Origin of the sequence: Acetobacterium bakii (assembly GCF_001263355.1) — a bacterium.
Classification (GTDB): Bacteria; Bacillota; Clostridia; order Eubacteriales; family Eubacteriaceae; genus Acetobacterium; species Acetobacterium bakii.
Genome location: NZ_LGYO01000041.1, coordinates 1 through 23,188 on the forward strand (window position 1 = coordinate 1; position 23,188 = coordinate 23,188).

A 23,188-nucleotide genomic window follows, 5' to 3' on the forward strand; every position below is an offset into this window, starting at 1 on the left:
AAATCTCCTGAAAATAACCAATGGTTATTTTCAGGAGATTTTATCCATTTATCCAGAAACAACGCTAAAGTCTTAAAGAGGCGTTGTTTTTCAGTGTTCAAACCCAACCGGATAAATTTTTTGCAAATGCAGTGATCAATAATACTGGGGCATCTGCAGAATTATTTGCATTAAATGGTGGCAAACACTCCTGCTTAAATTTGGCAAGGGTTTCATTTGACCGAATGACATAATACCGGGCTGACTGAGAATTTTTCCAGGATGGGGCCAAAATGGCAGCATTGATGATTTCTTTAATCATGGCTTCATTTATCTCTTTTGTCGGATCATACTTTCTTACACTTCTTCTTGATTCAATAACTTCTTGAAATTCCATAATGACCTCCATAGTTCATATTAATCTATTATATCGTAATTTTCACTGTTATATATTAGTGGTTACTCTTTTACAACTAATACCGAGCAAGGTGCAATTGCAATGATTTTTCTGGTATTTGAACCAATAAATAAGCGTCTTACAGCACTCAGTCCCCTTCTTCCCATGACGATTAAGTCAAATTTTCCTTCTTCAGCAAACGCCTCAATTTCGTCAGCCACAATGCCTGTTAGCACTTTTTTCTTGAGGACCAACCCTGAACTTTTGTATTTTTCCAAAAGAGAATCCAACAGTGTTTCAAATTCTGCTGAAGCATTTTCTTCCAATATTTTTAGTATCTCTAATGAATTTGTTGGAACTTCTCCAGTTGCGTAAAATGGCGCTTTTAATTCTGCCACTGAAAAAAAAGTTACTTCACTCCCAAATTTCATAGCCAATTCAATTGCTTCATCGGCTGCCTTTAAAGAAATATCAGAACCATCAATCGGCACGAGTATCTTTTTCATTGTACTTTCCTTTCGAAATGTATTTGTTTATAATTTTTTACCCATTCTTTTCATTCTCTAAACACTAAATTAGATGAAACAATCTTCAGATATTTTAGATCAGAGTTTTATACCTGTTATTTACACCACTTCTTTACCCTATGAACAGCACGTTAAAGCCTAGCAGCCCTGGATCATTTTTATTAACGTTGGAAGAGTAAAGGGTAACCCCTTTACTCCATAGTAAGAGGTTACACGGTTGTGATAAACGAAAACTTTGCCGACATATCTATATTCCTCATAACCCAACAACTCATAGCATCGACCCTGTGCTCATATGGTTAATGATTGTTTAGTCTTAGTTGAAGTACGTTGATCGCTTCTTCCAATTCAACATCTGCCCCATTAGCGATGCGAATTGCATTTTGCGCGGTCATGGGTATTTTAATGTCCGGACTTATGCCGCCTAGCCCATTCCGGCTATCCAGCTGGATCGCTTTATTTTCATTTAAAGATTGTCCCGATGGCCAATGAACGGTGATTTCTCCCGGCATTTTCGCCTCTGAACCTGCTAAACCAAAGGAACCGTTGGTTCCATAAAAGCCCAGTGTTTCTGCATTGGGAAGGTTTTGCAAACCCATGGCCAGCCCTTCCCCGGAACTCACACATTTAGGGTTGATCAGTACAATGATCGAGCCACTAAAATACGGTTGTGAAGGTTCGATGGTTAAGGCCTGCGAACCGTCTTCCATGGACTGAAGTTCAAATACGCCGGTGTCAGGATTATAAAGATTCTGATATTCAAAAAAAGTCTTCTGATTATAAAAATAACCTAGGATATCAGCGGTCATCTGGTCCAGTCCGCCGATATTATTGCGAAGATCCAGGATGATCGCTTTGGCGCCATTCTGTTGAGCTGCATCAATGGTATTCCCAATTAATTCCAGCGTAGAATCAGGATTACCGCTTTCATGTAAATCGGCATCTAATTCTCCTAAAATTTTGATATAACTAATCTTGTCATCCACCATCCTTGTTTCCACCATGGAATCCGGGACCGGGTCGGGATTGTCTGTATTTAGAAACATATCCCTTAATTTATCAGAAATCACCGAATCTGGATAGTTTTTGCGAAGGGATAACCCCTCATCGTCATAGGCAACTAGCGAAACCGAATTTCCAGGTGAAGTTCCCGGGATTTTATATTCCAGTTCAATTTGTTTTCCAATGGGAGCCCGAACAAGATAGGCTAACTTTTTAATTCTTAAATTTTCTGTGGTGGCAGATGTTCCCCCAAAAATGGTCGAGACATCGTCAATAGCCTGTTTAATCGACTGGCCATTCCAGGAAAGAAGTACATAACCAGGCCGAATACCCGCCGACCAGGCTTGACTGGATTCGTTCACCCAAGTGACAATCACTTCCCCATCATTGATTTCTGCCAAAGCCAAACCAAAACCACCGCCAATGAAGCTATCATCAATTTCTTTAAGATTATTCATTCTGACATGTCCGTCCGGGATCTCGTTAAGATAAGCCTTAAGGTTTAGATAATAGGCACTAAAATCGTCATTTTCCTGGGCTTCTTCCATTTTCGTCAGATATTTTTTATGAAGCTTATCCCAGTCAATACCTTTCCAGTCGGTAAAAGCGTATTCTGTAGACAGAATACCATGCAATTCTTCAAAAGCCATTGTCCAGCTAAGACTGCTGAAATCATTTTCTGAAGCAGCTTCAGTATTAGGCTTATTGAGATAAAAGAGACCTGAGGCTGTTACCAGAACCACCATAACTAAGATAATCAGTGTTCGTATTTCCTTCTTTTGCATAATTCCTCCTTTGGGTTTTTAATTTGCTTAGGTTCTTGCGAAAATGTTTTGATCATTATATAGTAGAAATTCAGTTGCCTTCATAAAAAAGCGAATAGTATCTTGAAATTTTTTCTTCAAGACTGATCAGGCTTATAATACCGGCTTCCCGTATCGTTTCTTTCCCTTTAATAAAAAGCATAACCACCGGCACAGTAAAGACACCATAGCTTGCAGAAAGCTCGGTTGACTTTTGCGCGTCAATTTTAACAGCCTTAATGAAAGGATAGCTGGCAATTATACTGTTAATCTTTGGCATGATAGCACGACACACACTGCAGGTATTGTTGCCGAAATAAACCAGCAGCATCTCATTATTCTTTCTAAATGCGTTCATTTCTGGTATTGAATTTACTTGCTCCATTTTTTCCCTCACAATCGATTTCACAACTCAGTCGTATTGAATGGGAATATTGTATCATTTTATTACTTCTAATAATAGATTAAAAGCACAAAAAAATCTCCGAAATCTTTTCTTTCGGAGATTTTTTATTTTATTTTATTTAATACAACCATGCTGTTCAGTTATTCAACTATCTAGCTTGCTTGTTCAAAGCTGATAAAGGTAACATAGTCGTATTCGCAAACAATGCGGGACTCGTCACCCTTTGGGATTGATTTGATGCCGCCAATCTCTTTACCGCCTCGTTCAAAGGCTTCACTCAGTTTTCGATTAAAATCATGGGCACTGCTACTTGTTAGATGAGATATCTAATGACGATATATATCATTGAAACGATGATTGAGAGAATCATGAAAGGAAATGCAACCCGGAAGTATTTTCCAAAGGTGATTCGATAACCCTGTCCTTCGGCAAGACCAATGGCAACGACATTGGCACTTGCTCCGATGACCGTTCCGTTTCCGCCAAGGCAGGCACCCAATGAAAGGGCCCACCACAGAGGATAGAGATTCATGCCGGATAACTGTCCCATTTCCAGAATCATTGGAATCATGGTTGCGACAAAGGGTATGTTGTCAACAAAGGCAGATGCAATCGCAGATACCCATAGAATTGCAATGGTAGTTAGAAATACGTCGCCACCGGTGAGACTAAGGACTTGTCCGGCTAATATTTGAATAACGCCGGTTGCTTCGAGACCGCCAACCAGAATAAATAAGCCGATGAAAAAGAAAATAGTTTTCCATTCAACTTCCCTGAGAATTTCTTCTATGGTTATTCCGGACATGAAAATCAGAACAACGGCTCCGGTAAATGCAATGGTTGAAGAATCAATGTGAATAACGCTATTCAGCAAAAATCCTAAAATCACAAAAGAGAAAACAATCAAGGACTTTTTTAAGAGTAAAGGATCATGGATTGCTTCATTTTCGTTTACGGATAAAACCTTTTCCTTCACACTCTCATCAGCCACCAGTACTTTTTTATATAAAAGAGCAAACAAAAAAGCCATAAGAACCAGGAGTGGTAAAGCAATGAGCCCGTTATTAACTAAAAAATCCATAAAATTCAGTCCGACTTCGCTTCCGATCATGATGTTTGGGGGATCGCCAATGAGTGTTGCGGTTCCTCCGACATTTGATGCAAATATTTCGGCAATGATAAAAGGAATCGGGTCAAGTTTCAAGTCTTTCGCCACACTTAATGTGACTGGAATAATCAGCAGTATGGTCGTGACATTATCCAACAATGCCGATAATATACCGGTAACCAGAAAAAGCAGGATAATTAAGCGCTGGGGATCTGCTTTTGATACTTTAACCACTTTAATGGCTAAATATTCAAAGATGCCGGTACGGCGCATGACCATAACAATCATCATCATACCGATTAACAGGGTAATGGTGTTAAAGTCAATGGCTCCGAAAGCTTCTTCCTGATTTAACACTCTTAAAATAATCATCAGCATAGCCCCGCCAAGGGCGATCAAAGTTCTGTCAAATTTATCCCATATGATCATTATATACACTAATACAAATATAACGATGGATAAAATGTAAAAAGTATTCTCTGTCATTAAAACCTCCAATATTTTTAGGCATGAAAAAAAGCCAATATCGCCATCTTAGCAGATATTGGCTACACTTTATTGCAAAACTTTATTATGATGCTTTATATACTATCTGTCAATCGTTTTCTAATATAAATTCAAATCTCTGCTTGGGTTTCAGAAATAAACATTGCAATTTCAGATAGAGATGTTATGATAAAAGTACATAAGTGAATAAAATATAGGAGGAAACTGACGTGAAAAAAATACTGATACCAATTGATGGTTCTCCAATTTCTTCCAAAGCAGTTTTAGAAGCAAAGAAACTGGCAGAGGCATTTAATGCAGAAATTGTTTTATTAACTGTGGCAAATATTACGACTCCCAGCGGAACAGAAGAATCAAACCTGGATATTAAAACCGGACTTGAAGTGCCGCAATATATCTCCAATTTTAAAAAAAATGCTGAACGACACCTTGCTGAAGCAAGGATTATTCTTGGTGATCTTGGGCCAAAAGCCGAAGCCGTTATACTTTACGGTGATCCGGCTGAACAAATTGCCACCTACCTTGATGATCATGATGTGGATTATGTGGTTATGGGTTCACAGGGAGTAGGTGTTTCACGTATTCGGCAAGTGTTCATTGGCAGTGTCACCTCAAAAATTCTTCGCCATGCAAAACAGCCTATTCTTATTGTGAAATAACCGTGGGTCTAGTTACCGTTTTATGACACAGGGACGTTTTGACCATCCCTATTCTACTGCTGCCTGATAACATGACAAGCAAACGTCCCCATTGATTTTTATATTAAACCTGTCACCGTAATCTGTTAGGTGACAGGTTTGCAGAACCCAATGGATGCATCTTTAATTCATTATTTATCGATCTAACTTTCCACTGTTACTTTGCTATTTTCTTAAAAACTTCCATAATTTCTCTTTTTATATATTTAATACAGCCTCGCTCTTTTAAATTACTGCACACAAGAACTGTTACTCGGATCTTGTCAGTTCTATTTCCATTTTTTGGAGAATCCAGTCATAATCAGAAGTTCAGCATGACGACAGAAAAAAATACTATTTGAATATTTTTTTCTTGACATGACATGTTTTAAACAGTATAGTGTGACTAACATGTATGTGCAAATTGAAGTTTGCATGTGTGAATTTGAAAATAATCACTTTCTGTTAAAAAAACTAAAGGAGACAAGTCATGGCAAACCCAAAATATGGCCGGCATTTACCGGCATTCATTTTATTGTTTTTGACAAAAGGATCTACCTACGGATCCGCCCTATTAAACCGGATGAAAGAGGAAATGCCCTACAATTTTTCTGATGGTCCGGCAGTATATCGGGCCCTCAATGAATTGGAAAAAGAGGAAGCTGTCATCGCCCAATGGGATACCTCGGCAAAGGGAGCTGCAAAAAAGTGTTATACCATCACGGATAAAGGTATGATGATGTTAACGGAATTTAGAAAAGAACTGGATCAACTTAAGAAAAATATGGAATATTTTCTATCTGAATTTGACAAAATAGAAGATCGGGAGGAAAACCAATGACATCTATTTTTCTATACTCAATGGCTGGATTGGCACTCCTGATATCTTTTTTTAAAGATCAGGAAAAAAGTAAAATGAGTCTGAAGATTGCATGGAATCAATTCGTCAAACTATTGCCGAGCGTTATTTCAATTATGCTCTTTATCGGAATTACCTTAGCTGTTCTCGATAATGAAGTGATTTCAAAGATAATTGGTGACCAGTCAGGGATTTTAGGCGTTCTCATCGCTTTGGTTCTGGGCTCAGTGACCTTAATTCCCAGTTTTGTTGCGTTTCCTTTAGGTGGTGCTTTACTCAATGCTGGTGCCGGTTATCCCCAGGTTGCTGCACTCGTTTCGACGGTTATGGCCGTGGGGATTGTAACGTTACCGACTGAGATGAAGTATTTCACTAAATCTTTGGCTGTTAAACGAAATGTAGCAGCTTTTATAATCTGTATAATTTTTACCATAACGATTGGGGTGATAATGTAATGATTAAAATCGTGAAATCCTATAAGTGGGGCATTATTTTTCTGTTGGTCATGGTTGGGCTTTATTTATACAATCAATCACTAGGGATTGAAGCCATGAGCATATCTTTGTTGAATTTTAAAGAAATGCTTTTATTGGTGCCGCCCATTTTTATTTTAATGGGTTTAATGGAAGTCTGGGTTCCAAAAGAAACCCTGACAAAATATATGGGAGAAGGATCGGGGCTGAAAGGGCTATTCATCGCTTTTGTACTCGGAACAGCCGCTGCCGGTCCCTTGTACATCGCTTTTCCCATTGGGGTCATGCTATTAAAAAAAGGAGCTAGATTGTCAAACGTTCTCTTTTTTCTTGGAGTATGGTCTACGACTAAATTACCGGTTTTATTATTTGAAGTCGCATCATTCGGATTGGAATTTACATTGATTCATATCGGGATCAGTCTTCCCCTTTATTTAATAAGTGCAGTCTTAATCGAAAGAATTGAAAACCGGAATGTCACAAAGCTTTTAAATCAGGATGCGGCTGAAAAAGGAGTTTAGTTTTGGCTTGGAAAATCAATCGTCAACAACATTCTGACGTGGTAAAAAAATCTGGTGCCGAAAAAGCCTTGAAGGCTGTGCCGTGTCCGTCTCAATGCAGACAAACAGATTAATCAGTGTCGCTATTTGATAGTCTGATTAATCTGTTCTGCAATAACTTCAGCACCAAAACCATGCCCTTTTGAGAATTGGCGACGACCTCAATAATTTCTTTCCGGGTAATATCGTCGAGATGGAATCCGGCTACCACGGTACAGACACAGCGAAAGGTTTCCGATACTTTTTTAGCCAGCGGAATGGCCAGAGCATCGTCTTTATGAGATTTTGGGGTGTAACTGCATAGTCGTCCATCATCGCCAATGGCGGTACAGCCGATATGGGCGTCGCCCCCGGTCAGAAGAATTAGAAAGTCTCTGCCAACTGGTATGATCTCATAGCTCAGGGCGGTTTTTCCGTGGCCTGATAACAACTTGATGGATTCATTCATCATTAGCAGTCTCCCTCATGGCCCCAGCGGGTAAACAAATTATGGGGAATCCTCAGCATATCAAAGACCTTGCCCACGCTCTGGTTGATCAGATCATCAATGGATTGGGGTTTATGGTAAAAGCCCGGCATCGGCGGCAGAATAATTCCGCCGGCTTCGGTTACTGCGGTCATGTTCCGCAAATGAATCAGGGTTAACGGGGTTTCCCGAACCATCAGAATCAATGGTTTCCGCTCCTTCAAGGCGACATCTCCAATCCGGACGATCAGGTTATCACTAAACCCATTGGCGATGCCGGCCAGGGTTTTCATGCTGCAGGGTGCAATCACCGTGGCGTCAATGCCGTAGGAGCCGCTGGAAACCGCGGCGGCCATATCTTTGCAGTCATAGACGCAGTCGGCTAGGGACAGTACATATTCTTCGGGATAACTGGTTTCCAGGCCAATGGTTTTGCTTCCCCATTCACTGAGGATCAGCGAGACATGGTGTTCGGTATGCCTTAAAGCTTCCAGCAGCCGGATGCCGTAAACAACACCGGAGGCGCCGGTAATTCCCACTGCAATTTTCATGAATTATTTCTCCGTTTTTCTGTTTTTTCAAAATCGATACCGGCTTCACTGATGATAACACCGTAGACATTCTCCGCGGTTGCCAGTGAAATAATCTCATCCTGTACATCGTCATAGACTTTTTGGAGTGGGCGTTTCATGGGATCGCCCCAGCCCCCGCCACTGCTGGTGTTTAGATAAATCCGATCCCCTTTCACGGCGTGCCGAGGTGCTTCCTTGCTTTCCATGATGATGTTTTCGCCGTCATGAACGAAGATGCTGCGGTTCAGGCTGCCCTGCTGACCGCCCCGGAGTCCGTAGGGAGCAAATTTAATGCCGTCTCCAAAATTAACCACATCGCCCTTATCAGCGGTGATTTCAAAGGCGAATTTCATACCGCAGCCGCCCCGATACTCGCCGGCGCCGGCAGTATCGCCATCCATCTCATGATGCAGGGTAAGATGGGGGTACTGGACCTCGTTGGACTCGATGTTGGGCGCCTTGACCCCGCCGAAATTCGATAGCGTTGCAATATAGGGCTTGCCGTCGTGGCCTTTCATGGCGCCGCCGCTGCCCAATGAGCAGAAGGAAAAGCCCACGTAGTAGCGGCCATTGCGGGGATCCACGCCGTAAAAGGAAGGTCCCAGATAGCGATGGTAGCCAGCGGATACCCGGCCCGTCTGGGCCTGATCCAGGGCTTTGAAAATTGTGCCGATAATCTCGCTGGCCGGGGTCAGGGTGCAGAGGGTCATCGGCGCCGGGAGATTGGGATTAACTAGGGAACCCACCGGTAGATTGACCTCGATGCAACGGAAGGCGCCACTGTTTCGGGGGATGTCTTTACCCAGAAACCACAGCGCGGCAATGCCGGCAGCACAGGTGGCTGTCACCACCGAGGTGTTGATAAAGCCTTTAACCTGGGCATCGGTGCCGGCAAAATCCACCAGCATCCGATTGCCGGCGATGGTGACCGCCACCGCGATTTTGACCGGCTCGGTCTGAAAACCGTCATCATCAATATAATCAACGGCGCTGTAGGTGCCGTCGGGAATTGCTTCAATGCGCTGGCGGGTCAGGGTTTCGGTCTGAATCAGCGATTCTGTCACGGCTTTCTTCACGGTGGCCACGGAATAGGTGCTTAGCATATCCTTGATCCGTCGGGATGCCAGTCGGTTGGAACCGATCTGGGCCAGAAAATCGCTGGTGAGCATATCCGGATTTCGGGTATTCAGTCGGATCAGCTCCAGCACGTCCATGATCATTTCGTTGTTTTTCATCAGTCGGGTCGGCGGAATCCGCAGCCCTTCCTGAAAGATCTCGGTCGCCTTGGGGTTGTAGCTTCCGGCGGTGGAACCGCCGATGTCGCCGTGATGGGCCCGACTCACACAGAAGAACAGCAGCTCATCCTCGTAAAACACTGGGGTAATGATGCCGATATCCGGTAGATGGTTACCGCCGTCATAGGGATCGTTGATGATAAACACATCGCCATCCGTAATGGCCGTGCCGAATTTTCGCAGCACCGATTTCACGCTGAAGGATCCGGCGGTGGCCAGAATCGGGATTCCGCTGAGCTGGGAGACCAGCTCCCCTGCCTCGTCGCAGATACAGCAGGCGAAATCGCAGGCTTCGGCGAAAATTGGTGAATGGGCGGAGTGCTCCAGAGCGATGCCCATTTCACTGGTGATGCTGTCCAGACGGTTCATAATAACCGTCCGGTTAATGATATCGTCAGTTCGCCTATTCATGGGTCGCCTCCTTTCTGAGCGCGAAGATGCCTTCGTCCTCCTGAATACAGAAAAAGCCGTTGGGAACAATCAAAGTAGTGTAGGCAAAATCAATAAGGGCCGGACCGTTTATACGTTTTGTTATATCGCCCTCTCGATAAACCGGCACCGTGATTTCGCCCTGGCTGTTAAAGACTTCGCCGGCAACTGTTTTTGCGGTCACACCGCTGATTTCCTGTGACGTCGGGAATAATATATTCTCCTGATTCAGTTCTGAACAGGCCAGATGCAGATCGATGATTTCCCAATCCTTAGCTTCGGCATATTCATAGATGGCTTCATGGGTTTTAAAGAAGGCCTGCTCCACCTCCGCCACACTTTCAGTCGTAAATTCGCCCTGGGTCCAGGGCACAGAGATTTCGTGGTGTTGGCTGACATAGCGCATTTCGAGGATCAGATCAAAGCGCTGAAGGCTTTTCGCTACCCCGAGCCGGGTCAATTGGGCTTCCCCTTCAGCCTTCATGGCTGCAACCATGGCATTTAGCCGGGTCGCATCCCACTGTCTTTTTTCCATCAGGATACTTTGGTTAATGTCATAGCGGCAGGTGGCTCCCAGCATTCCCCAGGAACAGAATACCGGACCCTGCACCGGTATCAGTGCTTCCGGCATCTGCAGTGATTCCATAATCTTGGCTGCAAACAGACCAAAGGCGCCGCCGGCACTGATGAGGCTGTAAATCCGGGGATCGTTCCCCTTCTGGGTCGTCACCAGCCGCATGGCATCGGCCATCATTTCCGCGGTGATGCTGTAAATAATCCGGGCAGCATCCTTAACTGTGAGATTTAGAGGGTCCGCCACCTTTTCTTTAATGGCCTTAACCGCCTGATCCATTGACAGGGGCAGCTTGCCGCCCAGGAAATTGTCGCCGTTGATCAGTCCCAGCACCAGCAGGGCATCGGTAACCGTGGGGTTCTCCCCGCCCTGATCGTAGCAGGCCGGACCGGGAATCGAACCGGCTGAGTCCGGGCCGATCAGCACCCGTCCGCCGGCTTCCACATGGGCAATGCTGCCGCCTCCGGCACCGATGGAGCGGATATCGATCATCGGAATGCTCAGCGGATAACCGTCCAGTTCGGTTTGGGGCACCAATTGATTGACACCGCCGCTGACCACATGGAGGTCAAAGCTGGTTCCGCCCATATCCGCCAGCACCGTGTGGGTTTTACCCAGATATTTGCCTAATGATTCATTGCCAACGGCGCCGCCGGCGGGACCGGATAACAGGGTTTGAACCCCAAAGCTTTCCATGGCATCCGAATCGCTGAGGCCGCCGCTGTTTTTCATAATATGGACCGGCTTATCCCAGCCAAAAGCGGCCAGTTCTTTTTTCACGTTTTTCATATAATCCGCCAGCACCGGGGTGCAATATGCATTGATCACCGTGGTAGTGGTGCGCTCGTACTCCCGGATTCGGGGCGATACTTCCGCTGAAAGAGACACAAACACATGAGGCAGTTCTTCTCGAATAATTTCAGCGGTCCGCTTTTCATGGTTCGGATTGAGAAATGAAAACAGATAACAAACCGCAATGGCTTCAACATCAGCTTCCCGACATTTCTGACAAGCGGCCCGAACGGATGCTTCGTTAAGGGGTTTGATCACATGGCCTATATAGTCCATCCGCTGATCGATACCCAATCGCAAACGCCGGGGCACCAGGACCATGGGGTTTTCTATGGCCAGATCCCATTGATTGGCTAACTGCGCCCGCCGGATTTCCAATGCGTCCCGAAATCCTTCGGTGGTGAATAAGGCCGTTTTAACCCCTTTTTTCTCCAGCAGCGCATTCAGTGCCAGGGTGGTTCCCAGGGAAATCTTTTCGGTCTGATCCAGTAACTTTTCCAGATCTGTTCCCCAGACCGCCGCCAGTTCTTTCAGTCCCTCCAGAATGCCCTGGGCCGGATACTCATGATTGGTAGGATTTTTCAGGGCAATCCGATGTTCTGCCTGCTCCCCGAAACAGCCCACCGATGTATAATCGGTAAAGGTGCCGCCGGTGTCAATTGCAATTTTTATCATATTTCCGCCTTCTTTATATCTATTTCAATTTTAAAACATATGTAAGTCGAAGCGACAATAGTGGTACATCATTGTAAAAAATTTGAATAAACCAGTATCGAGAATTGTTACATCATGTTGTATGCCTCAAGGCGAACAGTTGCAGATCAGTACTTGATGATTTGACATCACTTATTTGCAACTGTACGAATTGCGCGCATACAACAGATTAACAATTGCTCGGTACGGTGGTTGGATGACAACCAATTATTGTAAACATAAATGATTGTCGCTTCGACGATTCATGCATAGAACCTTCTATTTTACGTACTTAAACAGTCGCTTGATATCTTCAATGACATTTTCGTCAATTTCGATTTTGGGTGAGTAACCGCTAAGGGGTTTGGTGGCGTCGATGCCCATTTTGGCTGTGAGGCCATCGTCGCCGGTGGAAGGATCCAGGGTTTCTCCCATCATATTCGGGAAGATCATGACGCCCTTATCAGCCTGAAGCCGGGTGGCCATGGCCCACAGCACTTCCTGTTCGTTGAACACGTCCACATCCTCATCCACCACAATCACCATTTTGATGTGATGATCCATGCCCAAGGCGGTTAAAATAACCTGTTGCGCCTGGCCTTCGGCGGTTTTCTTCATGGACACATAGCAGTGAAAAATCCCGCAGGAGGACAAAGGCGAATGAACTGCTTTGATGTTTGGCAGATTCTGTTTCAAAAACTTGGTAATGTCCCCTTCCCGCTGGATCGACACAATGGTGATGTGTTCGCTGCTCATGGCCGGTGTAATATCGTGGAAAATAGGTTTTTCCCGGTAACGGATGGCATTGACCTGAAAGACATTTTCGGTGCTGCGGAAGCAGGCGTAATTGGTGTATTCAGCAAAGGGACCTTCGGGTTCCCGGACATTACAGAGCACTTCCCCTTCCAGAACAATTTCCGAATAGGTAGGCACATTGAGGTCCATGGTGGCACAGGGCGATACTTCCAGGGGTTCCCCGAATAATCCACCGATGGCGCCGTATTTTCCCAGATGATAGGGAATCGAAGCCTGAGAACCCAAGGCAATATTGGGATGAACGCCAATACAGATGGCGGCTTTCATATTTTCGCCCCGTTCTTCACTCTTTCTGAAAAATTCCCACATCCGCTGACGAGAATGGAAAGAAATTCCCAGCTTGTTTTTGCCCTTCAGCTGCAGCCGATGAAAACCAAGCGTTTCACAGCCGGTTTCCGGATCTTTGGCCACGGTCAGGCCGGAGGTAATGTAAGGACCGGCATCAATGGGAAAATGGGTAATAATCGGAAGCAGGGTTAAATCTACATCATCGCCGGTAATCAAATGAGCATCACAGGGCGGATTTTCCACAAGCTTGACATCATCAAAACGATTTTTAATCCGTTCGGCAAACTCAAACGACAGATCTTCGGTTTTGACGCCCATGGCTTTGGCAAACCGGTCCTTGGAGCCCAGAATATTGGTCACCACCGGAATATCGCCGCCGTCGACCTGATCAAACCACATCACCGGATATTTCCGCTGCTTTTCCAGCTCCATCATCAGGGTGCTGATTTCATATTCCCGCTTGACGGGTTCCGTTACATGGCAGATTTCACCATCTTTATCCAATTGTTCTAAAAATACACGTAAATCCTGGCTCATATTATTGTCTCCTTAATTGTAAATAAACTTTGGTATCCATTTTAAAAAAACAGATACCAAAGCATTCAATTTTTCTTTATTTAGTTTTATAATATTAAAACTGACGATTGTTACATCATGTTGTTTGCATTAGGGCGAACAGGCGATAGCCTGTCCGATCCTGCAGCAAACAACAGATTAACAATTGGTCGGTACGGGGTACTTCATCAATAGTATTCATAAGCTTATAAGGATTATTTTACCATACCTGATTTCAATAATGCATCATAAACTTTTTTTGTGGCGATGGTGGCTAATGGCCAGGTTACTGCTATCAGAATCAGGGTTTCAATGGCAGCCACATTGACTGGCAGACCAAGAATGAAAACCAGACCGATTGAAACAATAATGTTCCCTAAAACACAAACCCCTGCCTGAGCCATAATATGATGGGACCATTTGGTCATGTCATATTTGGCAGCGACGAAGGATACCCAGATGGATGCGATGCCGTTGGCAAAAATAAAGGCGATCCATAATGGCGAATACATAACCGAAATCACGGCTTCCACTTCTGCGGCAATGAGACCGCCGGGCTGTTTATAAAGCAGGGTCAAAATGGCTGTAAAAAATGCCCAGACTGTTCCATTAATGAGGTACATCCCCATTTTTCCCCATGGCAGCATGTTATCAATCTGGCCGGTAACCTGGCAGGCAATAACAAATACAACCCCCATTACAACTGCACCAATTAAAGATTTGGTATCGGTTCTAAAAATACTGTTTCTTCCAATTGCTTGTTCTTTTTCCATTTTATTCTCCTTTGTTTTTTTAATATATTTGATAATTGCGACAGTGCCGTGAGCTTCGCTGCCAGTTTACACGAAACAATCACAAGCTTGCTTATAGTTGGCGACTGGCCGCGAACCAGAAGAAATTCGCTTTGCGATTTCTTCTGGTTGTGAAAACTGACATTAAAGCAGCCAATGTTCGATTCTTTTAAATTTCGCAATGACCTATTTCTAATTTATTTTAATTTTGAACTGACAATTTTACCGCCATTACAAAATAGTTTTAATCACTACCCCGCCGAAGCTCATAATTAGGCAAATAATCATGACGCCTTCTATGGGGTGCAGGTTGATTTTTTTCTGAAAGATCCGGGATGCATAGCGGCCGTAACCTCGGAGCTCCACCGAAAGTGCGGCATCGTTGGATATCCGCATGGCCCGGTACATCAAGGGTAAAATAGAAGCCGGCAGATTCCGGAGCTTTTCAACTACTGTATCACAGGGCACGCCTCGGGCGGACTGGCTGTCACAAATGGATTGGTATTCCCCAATCATCACCGGGAAAAACCGGGCAGTCATGGGCACCAGCATGGCATAGCGGTACGGGATGCCCCAATGAATGAGCATCTGAGCCATGTCCATGGTGTCGGTATGAATGCCGAACTGGAAGGCACTTAATGAAATGATGCCGATTCTTAAAAAGGCCAGAATGGAGGTTGTGATAAAGCCGCTGTAAATCTCCAGGATTCCCCAAGAATATAGCAGGTCTCCTTCTCTGCCAAAGATCAGGTTAATGATCAATACCTGGGTGCCGATAATAAGCAGTAGGATTGACAGCAGTTTAAAGGATTTCAGGGTTTTTTCGGAAAGCAGTTCACTGACGAGGATCAACCCCAGTAAGATGCCGTTGAGAACAATACTTCTCGAAATCAACGCCGTAAAAACCAGAAACAGACACCAGGTCAGTTTGAGCCTTGGGTCCAGGTCTTTTAGTTTAAACACTTCAAATCGCCTCCTTCTATGAGTTCCAGTCGGACTAAGTCTTCGATATAGTTATCCATTTTGGCTGCTTCAAATTCCATGACCAGTTCATGGTTATGCATGACCACAATCCGGTTGGCGAAGTCCCTGGCCTCGGCTAAATCGTGGGTCACCAGCAAAATGGTGATGCCCTGGCTGCTGAGCCGGGCCAGCTTTTCCATGACCAATTGGCTTTGCGGGCCATTTAATCCGGAGGTGGGTTCATCGGCAATAATGAGCTCCGGATCGCTGATCACTACTGATCCCAGCGCCAGCAACTGACGCTGGCCCCGGCTCAGCCGCTGGGGATGCATTTCCTCAAGACCGTCCAAACCGATGAGAACAAGGGTTTCCTGAATCTTTTGATTTGACTCTTCTTCAGTCAGATCTTTAGTAGGGTTTTTATTTTTCAGTACATAGCCGATTTCCTCTTTCACCGAGCTGCAGAAAATCTGATCATCAGGATTCTGAAACAAAAATCCGATCCGCCGCCGCAGTGCTCCCACATTTTTCTTTGTCACCCGGGTACCAAATAATTCCACATTGCCCGCGGCTGGTTTGACCAGTCCTTCGATGAGCTTGAGCATGGTGGATTTACCCGAACCATTCTGGCCGATGACCGCTGTGAAATCCCCTTTTTTCAGATTGAAATCCAGGGGATGGCATCCGGTTATACTGCCTTTGTAGGTATGAGAAGCCCCATCGAGGGTGATGACATCGGTATTTTCATCCACCTTGATGGGTTCTGCATGCCGGTTGTTTTTTCCGAAGCCATATTTTTTCTGATAGTCGACAACCGGCAGAAAATCTTTCACCGTACCCGCTTCCATTACCAGCACCCGGTGGGCGTCTTTTAAAACCTCGCCGGATTTGTCCATCACTACCAGAATGGTCACTTTTTTCTCGCGATTCAACTGCCCCAGATGACGATACAACTCCGAGCTGGTTTTGGGATCCAGTTCAGCGGTGGGCTGATCGAGCAGCAGAATCGGTGTCTGCATCGCCAGGATGCTCCCCAGCACGACCTTCTGGGCCTGTCCCCCGGAAAGGGCATCGGTAAACCGGTCTGAAAAGGCCCGAATTCCCAGAAAGTCCATGATCTCATTCACCCGGCTCCGAATTTCTTCGGGGCTCAGATTAAGATTGGCGATGCCAAAGGCCAGCTCGTCGGCAACCCGTCGGCACACCATCTGGTTTTGGGGTTCCTGCATCATATAGCCCAGATAGTCAGCCATTTGGAAAAGAGGGATTTCGGATACATCCTTGTCAGCCAGCTTTACCGTACCGGATAGCTGGCAGGGATAAAACTTGGGCGCTGCCGAAGTAATGGCATGGAGCAGAAGGGATTTCCCCGAAGCGGCTCCTCCGGTAATGGCAATGAATTCCCCTTCATTGATATTCAGTTTGATGTTTTTAAGCGCCGGCTCCTTCACACCTGGGAAGGTGAGCTCTTTCAGATCCAGTTGGATGATGGGTTTCATTGGATGGCCTCGTATTCTTGGAATGATGTGGGTGTTGTATTGAATTAATTTACCGCACGAATTACTGCCGTTTGGCATAAAGCCGTGCACTTCGGTCTTCGCTATGCTGCGACCTTCGTCGCGGGCTACGCCCTATGCCGAATTGAATATAAAAACCTGTGCGTAAGCGAGCTTCCTCACAATTTTTTATATTCAATTCGACGCACGGCTTTATGCCTACACGCAAAGAAAGTCCCGGCTATCCTGGGGGTAATCCCTTGGATAGCCGAAACTTTACCGTCGTTTCATACTATTATAATTTCTGGCAGGTCTCCTGACTCTGGTTTATCTGGTTCTGCGCCTTCCCGTTTCCAGTGGCAATTGCAGAAACAAAACCATTCACAGTGATGGGTTCGTCCAGGATTCACACCTGATTCCCTATTCTCCTTTTACAAGGCACCATAAAAATTTTATATATTTTATATATTTTATATATTTTATATATTTTATATATTTTATATATATATCATAACGATTTTGCTGAACTTTGTCAACTATAATATCCTAAATTATTAGCACAAAGGGATGATTAGCAAGACCCATAAGCCAAACACCATTCAATATCCTGCTGACCAGCGAAAGAGACCGTCGGCAAATCCTCGGCGGTTGCGCTGGACCGTATGGCATAGGCTTTTTTTTCACCAAACCTGATGATGAAGCGAGTGATTTTGTCACTGATGTCCTGGGGGATGACAATTTCTTCGATGACCCTGCGAATCGTGCCGCTGAGTTCCCCGATTTTATCCCGGTCTTCCAGTTGGAGATACGATAATTGATTCAGTAAGTCACTAATCGACGATGATTCTCCTATTATTCGTTCATAGGCTTCAGTGGAAATATAAAAGCCTTCCGGTACGCTGATGCCTTCAATGCTGGAAAGTTCCGCCAGGTTCGCGCCTTTGCCCCCAACCGCCATAATTTTTTTTGTCAATATCCTCAAATTCTAAAACAAGTGAATTCATTCATTTTCCTCCTTTGGCAATTTCTGCTTGTATAATAATGATACCTCCAGAAAAGCCAGTAACGTATCATCATTATAGCTGCAGCAAATGGGAACAACCAGTCTATATTTACAAATTTATATGTGGTATAATTATAGTAGAAACAGTGATGGTTGTATTTTGCATTATACAGTTTTAAATAAACTAATTTAAGCTTATTTTGCGATCTGGGCGGGTCATTCTTTATCTAGACAGTCTCAACGCCTGGCATTTTCATTTAAATGAAACGTTCGCCAATAGGCTTATTATAACAGCAATCAACGGATGGGAGGACAGTCCATGAATAAAGAAGAACAGGTCATAATCGGTTTCAGGGACTTATTAAATAAGATGGTTTGGCTTAATAAGTCTAAGATGGAAGAAAGTCTTAAGGGTTATAAGTCTTCTGAAGTTCATTGCATCGAATACATTGGCAGAAATGAAGATCCCAACGTAACAAAACTTGCGGAGTCCTTTTATATGACCAGGGGTGCCATCAGTAAACTCACTAAGAAGCTCATCGAAAAAGGCATTATCGAAAGCTATCAAAAACCAGACAACAAGAAAGAAATCTACTTTAGGCTTACTGAGCAAGGGAAAGTAATTTTCAACCTCCATGAGGATCTGCACAATGAGTTTCAAGAGCGGGATAAAGCGGTTTTTGAGCAGATAACCGAAGAACAATTTGATATCATGCTTAGCTTCGCGGAAAAGTATAATAGACATTTGGATGCAGAAATAATGAAGCAAGGTATCGATATATCAAATCGAAATGATTTTAAAAAATAGGTTTGTATTAAAAAGTAGCCTATAGGGGCTGTATTAAATCGCTGCAATACTGGTGTTTGATACAGTCCTCTTTTATTGTTGACAAGGAAACAATAAAGTGATAGGATATTTATGTTTCCAAGGAAACATAAATATTTTTAACGAGGTGGAATTTTATATGCGTATCAATTCTTTATGGATCATTGTCGGGATTGTGTTGATGAATGGCATCGGGATGACTGTGGTATTGCCACTATTGCCATTTTTACTTGACGGCTACTTGTCCGTTTCGCAAATTGTTATCGGAATGAGTGCCCTGGCATCAGTTTTTGCGGCCTGCACTTTTTTGGCCGCGCCGGTACTCGGGGCTTTAAGCGATCACTACGGCAGAAAAAAGATTTTAATCATCAGTTTACTCGGATCTGTGATCGGATATATTCTGTTTGGAATCGGTGGAGCGCTGTGGGTGCTCTTTCTGGGTCGCATCATTGATGGTTTAACAGCCGGCAATATCAGTACGTTGTTTGCTTACATTGCTGATAGCACCGAGCCCCAGGAACGCGCAAAATGGTTTGGCTATATCGGTGCTGCTATGGGAATCGGATGTATGATCGGGCCTGCCCTGGGCGGTCCGCTTGGTGCTATTTCAATTAAGCTGCCGTTTTTCGTTACTGCCGGGATCATGTTGCTCTCCCTCATTTGCGCCTATTTCTTTCTGCCAGAATCATTGTCTCCCGAAAAAAGATCAACCCATTTATCCATAAAAAGTTTCAATCTCTTCGGTCAGTTCAAAGATATTTTCACTATAAAAGAGACCACAGTGCTTATCATCATCGGAGGGTTCTTCTATGTGGGATTAGAAATTTATCAATTCAATTTCAGCATCTTCTTAAAAGATATTTTCGCCTGGGGGCCGGCGCTTATCGGTGGTCTGTTTACGCTTATTGGCGCCTGCGATATTATTTCGCGCGCGGTATTATTACCGCGTCTGCTTAAAAAGTTCAGCGAGCGAGCTATTGGCAGTGCCGGTCTTTGCGGGTTGGCACTGGGATTGGGGCTAATAACACTTAGTGCTCATAGCCCTAATCCCCTACTTATTATTGCTGGGGTCATGAGTATCACGCTGGGCGAAGGCTTATTCGATCCGACCTACAACGGACGACTCTCACAGTCTGTCGACGAAAGTAGCCAAGGAAAATTGCAAGGTGTTAATCAGAGTTTGCAGTCGGCTTACCGAGTGCTTGTTCCTCTTGTAGCCGCAGCAGTATATTCATTCAGTCCGAGCCTTTTATATGGTGTAGCAGCTTGTATTATAATGGGATCACTGATTCTATTCTCGAAATTACAACCACTATATAATTTTTAAAATTTAAAAGTTATATAGTGTCTTTCCTCTTCGATAGGAAATCTCCTCGTTTTGCTGTCACACGCTAAAACTGCCATTGGTCAGATAATTGATTATTGCTTAACAATTGTTATTGACAAAGTAAAATCAATCACGTATAATTAAAGACAAATACAGTCTGTATTATCTTTGTGGAGGAACTTCTATGAAATATACGAAAGCAACGGATTATGCTTTGCACATAATGGCCTATTTGGTTAAGCAAGATGGCAAAGACAATTTAAGTCTTCAGCCTTTAGCCAGTCACATGAATATATCACCAACCTACCTGTCCAAGATACTAACTCAATTAGTCAAGGCTGATCTTATTCAGTCTAGCCCTGGAGTAAATGGCGGTTATAGTCTTAGGAAACCTAAGACTGAAATAAGCTTCTATGACGTCATTCAAGCCACTGAGGGCAGCGGAGCGCTGTTCACTTGTGAAATGGACGAGAATCGTGCTTGTCCCATAGAAAAGGTTATGAGAGATGCCGAAGATAAAATGGTGAACTACCTTAAAGAAAAACGTATTTACGACGTTGTCTGAAAAATGAGCAAGAAATATAAGCAGCTCTAACTGCTCATTTTTTAACACAATTATAGATAATTACAGTCTGCATTATATTTTATAGGAGGTCTTATTATGAATCACATGAAACATGACAACCAACCGGATCAAAAATTTTTAACCAAAGTTGCCTTTTTAGACAGCAGGCAAAGGGAGCGTCTCGTACCACCCGAAGAACTTATTGGCCAAATGCCCATTCAAAAGAACCATACTTTACTCGATGTCGGTGCCGGCTCAGGTTTTTTCACAATTCCAATGGCCGAAAGCACCTCTGGCAAAGTCTACGCTATGGATCCTGATGAACGCATGCTCAGCGTCATAGCAGATAAGGCTAAGGAAAAAGGACTTACTAATATTGAACCGATTCAAGATTATATTGAGAACTTAAGTCTTCAAAATAACAGTGTTGACTTTGCTATGGCATCTTTAATACTCCACGAAGTCAGTTCACTGACAAAAGCACTCGCAACTATCGTTGAGGTACTAAAACCAGGAGGGCATTTGTTATGTCTGGAGTATGAAAAGGACGACTTGATAATAGAAGGACCGCCAATGTCTATTCGTATTGGCTCCGAAGATCTCGAAAAAGTATTGTCATTAATTGGCTTTGAAATTGTGAAGAAAACTAAAATCAATGATGCGATATATACTGTTTTAGCAGTTAAAAAGAATAAGTAAATTATGACGTGGGGACGTTTTGACTATCATATATCCCAGCTACCAAATTTATAATATGATATGTCAAGCATCCCCGATATCTTTCCTGCCGTGATGTAGAACCATCCCTCCGATCTTTTAAGATTTCTCCGGCTGGTTCTTTGATACTTATTTCCAGATATCATTTTCCGGAATAATCTTCATCAGGCATTTTTCATCACCTATTTTGATGCTTTTCAGCAGTTCCACCTCAACCTGACACTGGAACGCTTTTTCAAAAAGAACCTTACTGTAACCAGTCGTGCATTGACACCAGGTATCTGTCTCCAGACGATCAACCCCTTCAAGCATCGGGCATGGACAAAAGGGAAATTGGAGATAGAGTTCCCCATTATTACAAAACAGTCCCGCCGCTTTTGCCTTTTCCTGATTGCCAAATTCTTCCATGCTCGAAGATGCTTCTATCAGTTCTTTGACAAGCGCCAATTTTTCATCCATGCCGTAACTACACTGACAGTTCCTTCTAATCTGATGAACGGTCGATTGATCAAACTGGTTTTCCAACCGCTTCATTGTCGATTTTACCCATGCAGGATTATCTTCGGTTTTACCATGTTCATCCGGTCCGGATATGATTGCTCTTGCAGTTTCTTCATTGCTCTTTTCTTTAACCGCCGCATAAATGACCTGCTCCTGAATTTTTCTAATATCAAACATTTTTTAACCTCCATATTTTAATTTTATTGCGATCGACTGTTGTTAGTACAAATTTTCTTATGCCCTCTAATTGCCAAAGAGCATAAAGCAGCTTTCTATTCAGACCAACACGGTTTCTATGACAGTTATGATTATATAAGAAAGCCTGTTATTATACTTCTGAATTCTTGCTCTATTTTATTGGTATGCATAAATCCATGACAACATGCTGCTTTTCTCGGTCGATTTTGCGATAAATATTAAGTCCATACCGTTCATCCATTTCATAACCGCTGTTTGGCATCCAAATATTAAATACGCCCTGAAACGCTTCGAAAATATCCGGGATCAACCCATCAAAGCTGTAAACGGCAAATTTTCCGCTCTGAATCGTCATTGCATTTTCAAAGGTGCTATTATTATCAACTGTCATGCAAATGTCGTATAAGCATTGTTTTACATTTGTGATGGATGGATCATCGTAAAAGCGCTCAATCATCAAGGTGTCTTCGTTCATGTAATCTTTATATTTTTCTGTGAATTCGTTCCAATTCTTTCCCAGATCAAGGTAATTTCCAAGATACCGTTCATAGATGACCACAAAATCATCCAAATATCTTATTTGAATCTGTTGTTCGTATTCCTCAAATGATTGAAAGGTCAACTTCTTATCCAGAATAAAAGGATGGGCGGCACCGCTGCTATTTGCAGTTTTTCGAAATTCCCCAGGGGAAACATGATGGTGCTTCTTAAAGGCTGAACTGTAATTCGATGAACTGTATCCGTAGGCAACACCGATATCCGTGATGGATTTATCTTTGATGAGCTTCATTTCGATGGCACTTTGTTCCATTTTTAAACGTTTAATAAACCCATAAATGCTTTCACCTGTTTCGGCTTTGAAAACTCTACAAAAATAATACTTGGAAATATGACAGTAATCGGCAACATCATCGATGGAGATTTCCTCGTTTAAATTTTCCACTATATAATCGATGGCTTTATTGATTAAATTATTCGTAAACATCTGCTCTATCCCCCTAAGCTTGACATATTTACATGCTT

At 43.5% G+C, this 23,188-nt stretch carries 23 protein-coding genes, 1 pseudogene and 1 riboswitch; of the genes and pseudogenes, 8 read left to right on the forward strand and 16 right to left on the reverse strand.

Annotation, left to right across the window (positions count from 1 at the left end; translation table 11 throughout):
• Nucleotides 1–97: 97 nt before the first annotated feature.
• The 5 genes from AKG39_RS14930 to AKG39_RS14950 form a co-directional block, all read right to left on the reverse strand.
• Nucleotides 98–376 carry a nitroreductase family protein gene (locus tag AKG39_RS14930; RefSeq protein ID WP_050741211.1) on the reverse strand — a complete coding sequence of 93 codons (279 nt, stop codon included), beginning with the start codon at nt 374–376 and terminating at the stop codon, nt 98–100.
• A gap of 62 nt (nt 377–438) precedes the next feature.
• The gene (locus AKG39_RS14935; RefSeq protein WP_050741212.1) at nt 439–882 is read right to left on the reverse strand and encodes a universal stress protein; all 444 of its coding nucleotides are present in this window, start codon (nt 880–882) and stop codon (nt 439–441) included.
• 320 nt (nt 883–1,202) lie between these two features.
• Nucleotides 1,203–2,690, reverse strand: coding sequence for a S41 family peptidase (locus tag AKG39_RS14940; RefSeq protein WP_050741213.1), 1,488 nt, complete (start codon nt 2,688–2,690; stop codon nt 1,203–1,205).
• Between the two features lie 70 nt (nt 2,691–2,760).
• Nucleotides 2,761–3,093: a thioredoxin family protein gene (locus AKG39_RS14945; protein WP_050741214.1), complete on the reverse strand. Its 333-nt coding sequence runs from the start codon at nt 3,091–3,093 to the stop codon at nt 2,761–2,763.
• Nucleotides 3,094–3,427: 334 nt separating this feature from the next.
• Nucleotides 3,428–4,708, reverse strand: a complete 1,281-nt coding sequence (locus tag AKG39_RS14950) for an ArsB/NhaD family transporter (protein WP_050741215.1) — start codon at nt 4,706–4,708, stop codon at nt 3,428–3,430.
• Nucleotides 4,709–4,938: 230 nt separating this feature from the next.
• Between AKG39_RS14950 and AKG39_RS14955 the strand changes: the two genes are divergently transcribed.
• From AKG39_RS14955 to AKG39_RS14970, 4 genes are all read left to right on the forward strand, one after another.
• On the forward strand, nt 4,939–5,388 hold the full coding sequence (locus tag AKG39_RS14955) for a universal stress protein (protein WP_050741216.1): 450 nt from the start codon (nt 4,939–4,941) through the stop codon (nt 5,386–5,388).
• Nucleotides 5,389–5,896: 508 nt separating this feature from the next.
• On the forward strand, nt 5,897–6,247 hold the full coding sequence (locus AKG39_RS14960) for a PadR family transcriptional regulator (RefSeq protein WP_050741217.1): 351 nt from the start codon (nt 5,897–5,899) through the stop codon (nt 6,245–6,247).
• Nucleotides 6,244–6,720 (forward strand): hypothetical protein, encoded by a 477-nt coding sequence (locus tag AKG39_RS14965; RefSeq protein ID WP_050741218.1) that lies wholly within the window; start codon nt 6,244–6,246, stop codon nt 6,718–6,720. Before AKG39_RS14960 ends, AKG39_RS14965 begins: the two co-directional genes overlap by 4 nt.
• Entirely contained in the window at nt 6,720–7,259 is a 540-nt protein-coding gene (locus AKG39_RS14970) for a permease (RefSeq protein WP_050741219.1), read from the forward strand. The genes AKG39_RS14965 and AKG39_RS14970 overlap by 1 nt, the downstream gene beginning before the upstream one ends.
• 109 nt (nt 7,260–7,368) lie before the next feature.
• Here AKG39_RS14970 and lpdD read toward each other — a convergent pair whose 3' ends face one another.
• The 9 genes and pseudogenes from lpdD to AKG39_RS15015 form a co-directional block, all read right to left on the reverse strand.
• Nucleotides 7,369–7,749 (reverse strand): prenylated flavin chaperone LpdD, encoded by a 381-nt coding sequence (lpdD, locus tag AKG39_RS14975; protein WP_242852628.1) that lies wholly within the window; start codon nt 7,747–7,749, stop codon nt 7,369–7,371.
• Nucleotides 7,749–8,315 (reverse strand): UbiX family flavin prenyltransferase, encoded by a 567-nt coding sequence (locus AKG39_RS14980; RefSeq protein WP_050741220.1) that lies wholly within the window; start codon nt 8,313–8,315, stop codon nt 7,749–7,751. The genes lpdD and AKG39_RS14980 overlap by 1 nt, the downstream gene beginning before the upstream one ends.
• A complete protein-coding gene (locus tag AKG39_RS14985) occupies nt 8,312–10,042 on the reverse strand; it encodes a hydantoinase B/oxoprolinase family protein (RefSeq protein ID WP_050741221.1) in 1,731 nt (576 codons plus the stop codon). The genes AKG39_RS14980 and AKG39_RS14985 overlap by 4 nt, the downstream gene beginning before the upstream one ends.
• Nucleotides 10,035–12,101 carry a hydantoinase/oxoprolinase family protein gene (locus AKG39_RS14990; RefSeq protein ID WP_050741222.1) on the reverse strand — a complete coding sequence of 689 codons (2,067 nt, stop codon included), beginning with the start codon at nt 12,099–12,101 and terminating at the stop codon, nt 10,035–10,037. The genes AKG39_RS14985 and AKG39_RS14990 overlap by 8 nt, the downstream gene beginning before the upstream one ends.
• A 297-nt stretch (nt 12,102–12,398) precedes the next feature.
• On the reverse strand, nt 12,399–13,760 hold the full coding sequence (locus tag AKG39_RS14995; protein WP_050741223.1) for a UbiD family decarboxylase: 1,362 nt from the start codon (nt 13,758–13,760) through the stop codon (nt 12,399–12,401).
• Between the two features lie 233 nt (nt 13,761–13,993).
• A complete protein-coding gene (locus AKG39_RS15000; protein WP_050741224.1) occupies nt 13,994–14,551 on the reverse strand; it encodes a hypothetical protein in 558 nt (185 codons plus the stop codon).
• Nucleotides 14,552–14,800: 249 nt separating this feature from the next.
• A complete protein-coding gene (locus AKG39_RS15005) occupies nt 14,801–15,532 on the reverse strand; it encodes an energy-coupling factor transporter transmembrane component T family protein (protein WP_050741225.1) in 732 nt (243 codons plus the stop codon).
• Nucleotides 15,520–17,031, reverse strand: coding sequence for an ABC transporter ATP-binding protein (locus AKG39_RS15010; protein ID WP_050741226.1), 1,512 nt, complete (start codon nt 17,029–17,031; stop codon nt 15,520–15,522). The genes AKG39_RS15005 and AKG39_RS15010 overlap by 13 nt, the downstream gene beginning before the upstream one ends.
• Nucleotides 17,032–17,317: 286 nt before the next feature.
• Nucleotides 17,318–17,489: riboswitch (cobalamin riboswitch) on the reverse strand.
• Nucleotides 17,490–17,632: 143 nt separating this feature from the next.
• Nucleotides 17,633–18,032, reverse strand: a pseudogene (locus tag AKG39_RS15015) (PEP/pyruvate-binding domain-containing protein); the annotation flags it as partial.
• A 318-nt stretch (nt 18,033–18,350) separates the two neighbouring features.
• On the opposite strand from AKG39_RS15015, the gene AKG39_RS15020 reads away from it, so the two are divergent.
• From AKG39_RS15020 to AKG39_RS15035, 4 genes are all read left to right on the forward strand, one after another.
• Nucleotides 18,351–18,839: a MarR family transcriptional regulator gene (locus AKG39_RS15020; protein ID WP_050741228.1), complete on the forward strand. Its 489-nt coding sequence runs from the start codon at nt 18,351–18,353 to the stop codon at nt 18,837–18,839.
• A gap of 157 nt (nt 18,840–18,996) precedes the next feature.
• Nucleotides 18,997–20,184 (forward strand): MFS transporter, encoded by a 1,188-nt coding sequence (locus AKG39_RS15025; protein WP_050741229.1) that lies wholly within the window; start codon nt 18,997–18,999, stop codon nt 20,182–20,184.
• A gap of 184 nt (nt 20,185–20,368) precedes the next feature.
• Nucleotides 20,369–20,749 (forward strand): RrF2 family transcriptional regulator, encoded by a 381-nt coding sequence (locus AKG39_RS15030; protein WP_050741230.1) that lies wholly within the window; start codon nt 20,369–20,371, stop codon nt 20,747–20,749.
• Nucleotides 20,750–20,845: 96 nt separating this feature from the next.
• Complete coding sequence (locus AKG39_RS15035; RefSeq protein ID WP_050741231.1) at nt 20,846–21,448, forward strand: class I SAM-dependent methyltransferase; 603 nt, start codon at nt 20,846–20,848, stop codon at nt 21,446–21,448.
• A 147-nt stretch (nt 21,449–21,595) separates the two neighbouring features.
• On the opposite strand, the gene AKG39_RS15040 is transcribed toward AKG39_RS15035, so the two are convergent.
• Entirely contained in the window at nt 21,596–22,144 is a 549-nt protein-coding gene (locus tag AKG39_RS15040; protein ID WP_050741232.1) for a DUF6144 family protein, read from the reverse strand.
• A 172-nt stretch (nt 22,145–22,316) separates the two neighbouring features.
• Nucleotides 22,317–23,150, reverse strand: coding sequence for an AraC family transcriptional regulator (locus AKG39_RS15045; protein WP_050741233.1), 834 nt, complete (start codon nt 23,148–23,150; stop codon nt 22,317–22,319).
• Between the last annotated feature and the right edge of the window lie 38 nt (nt 23,151–23,188).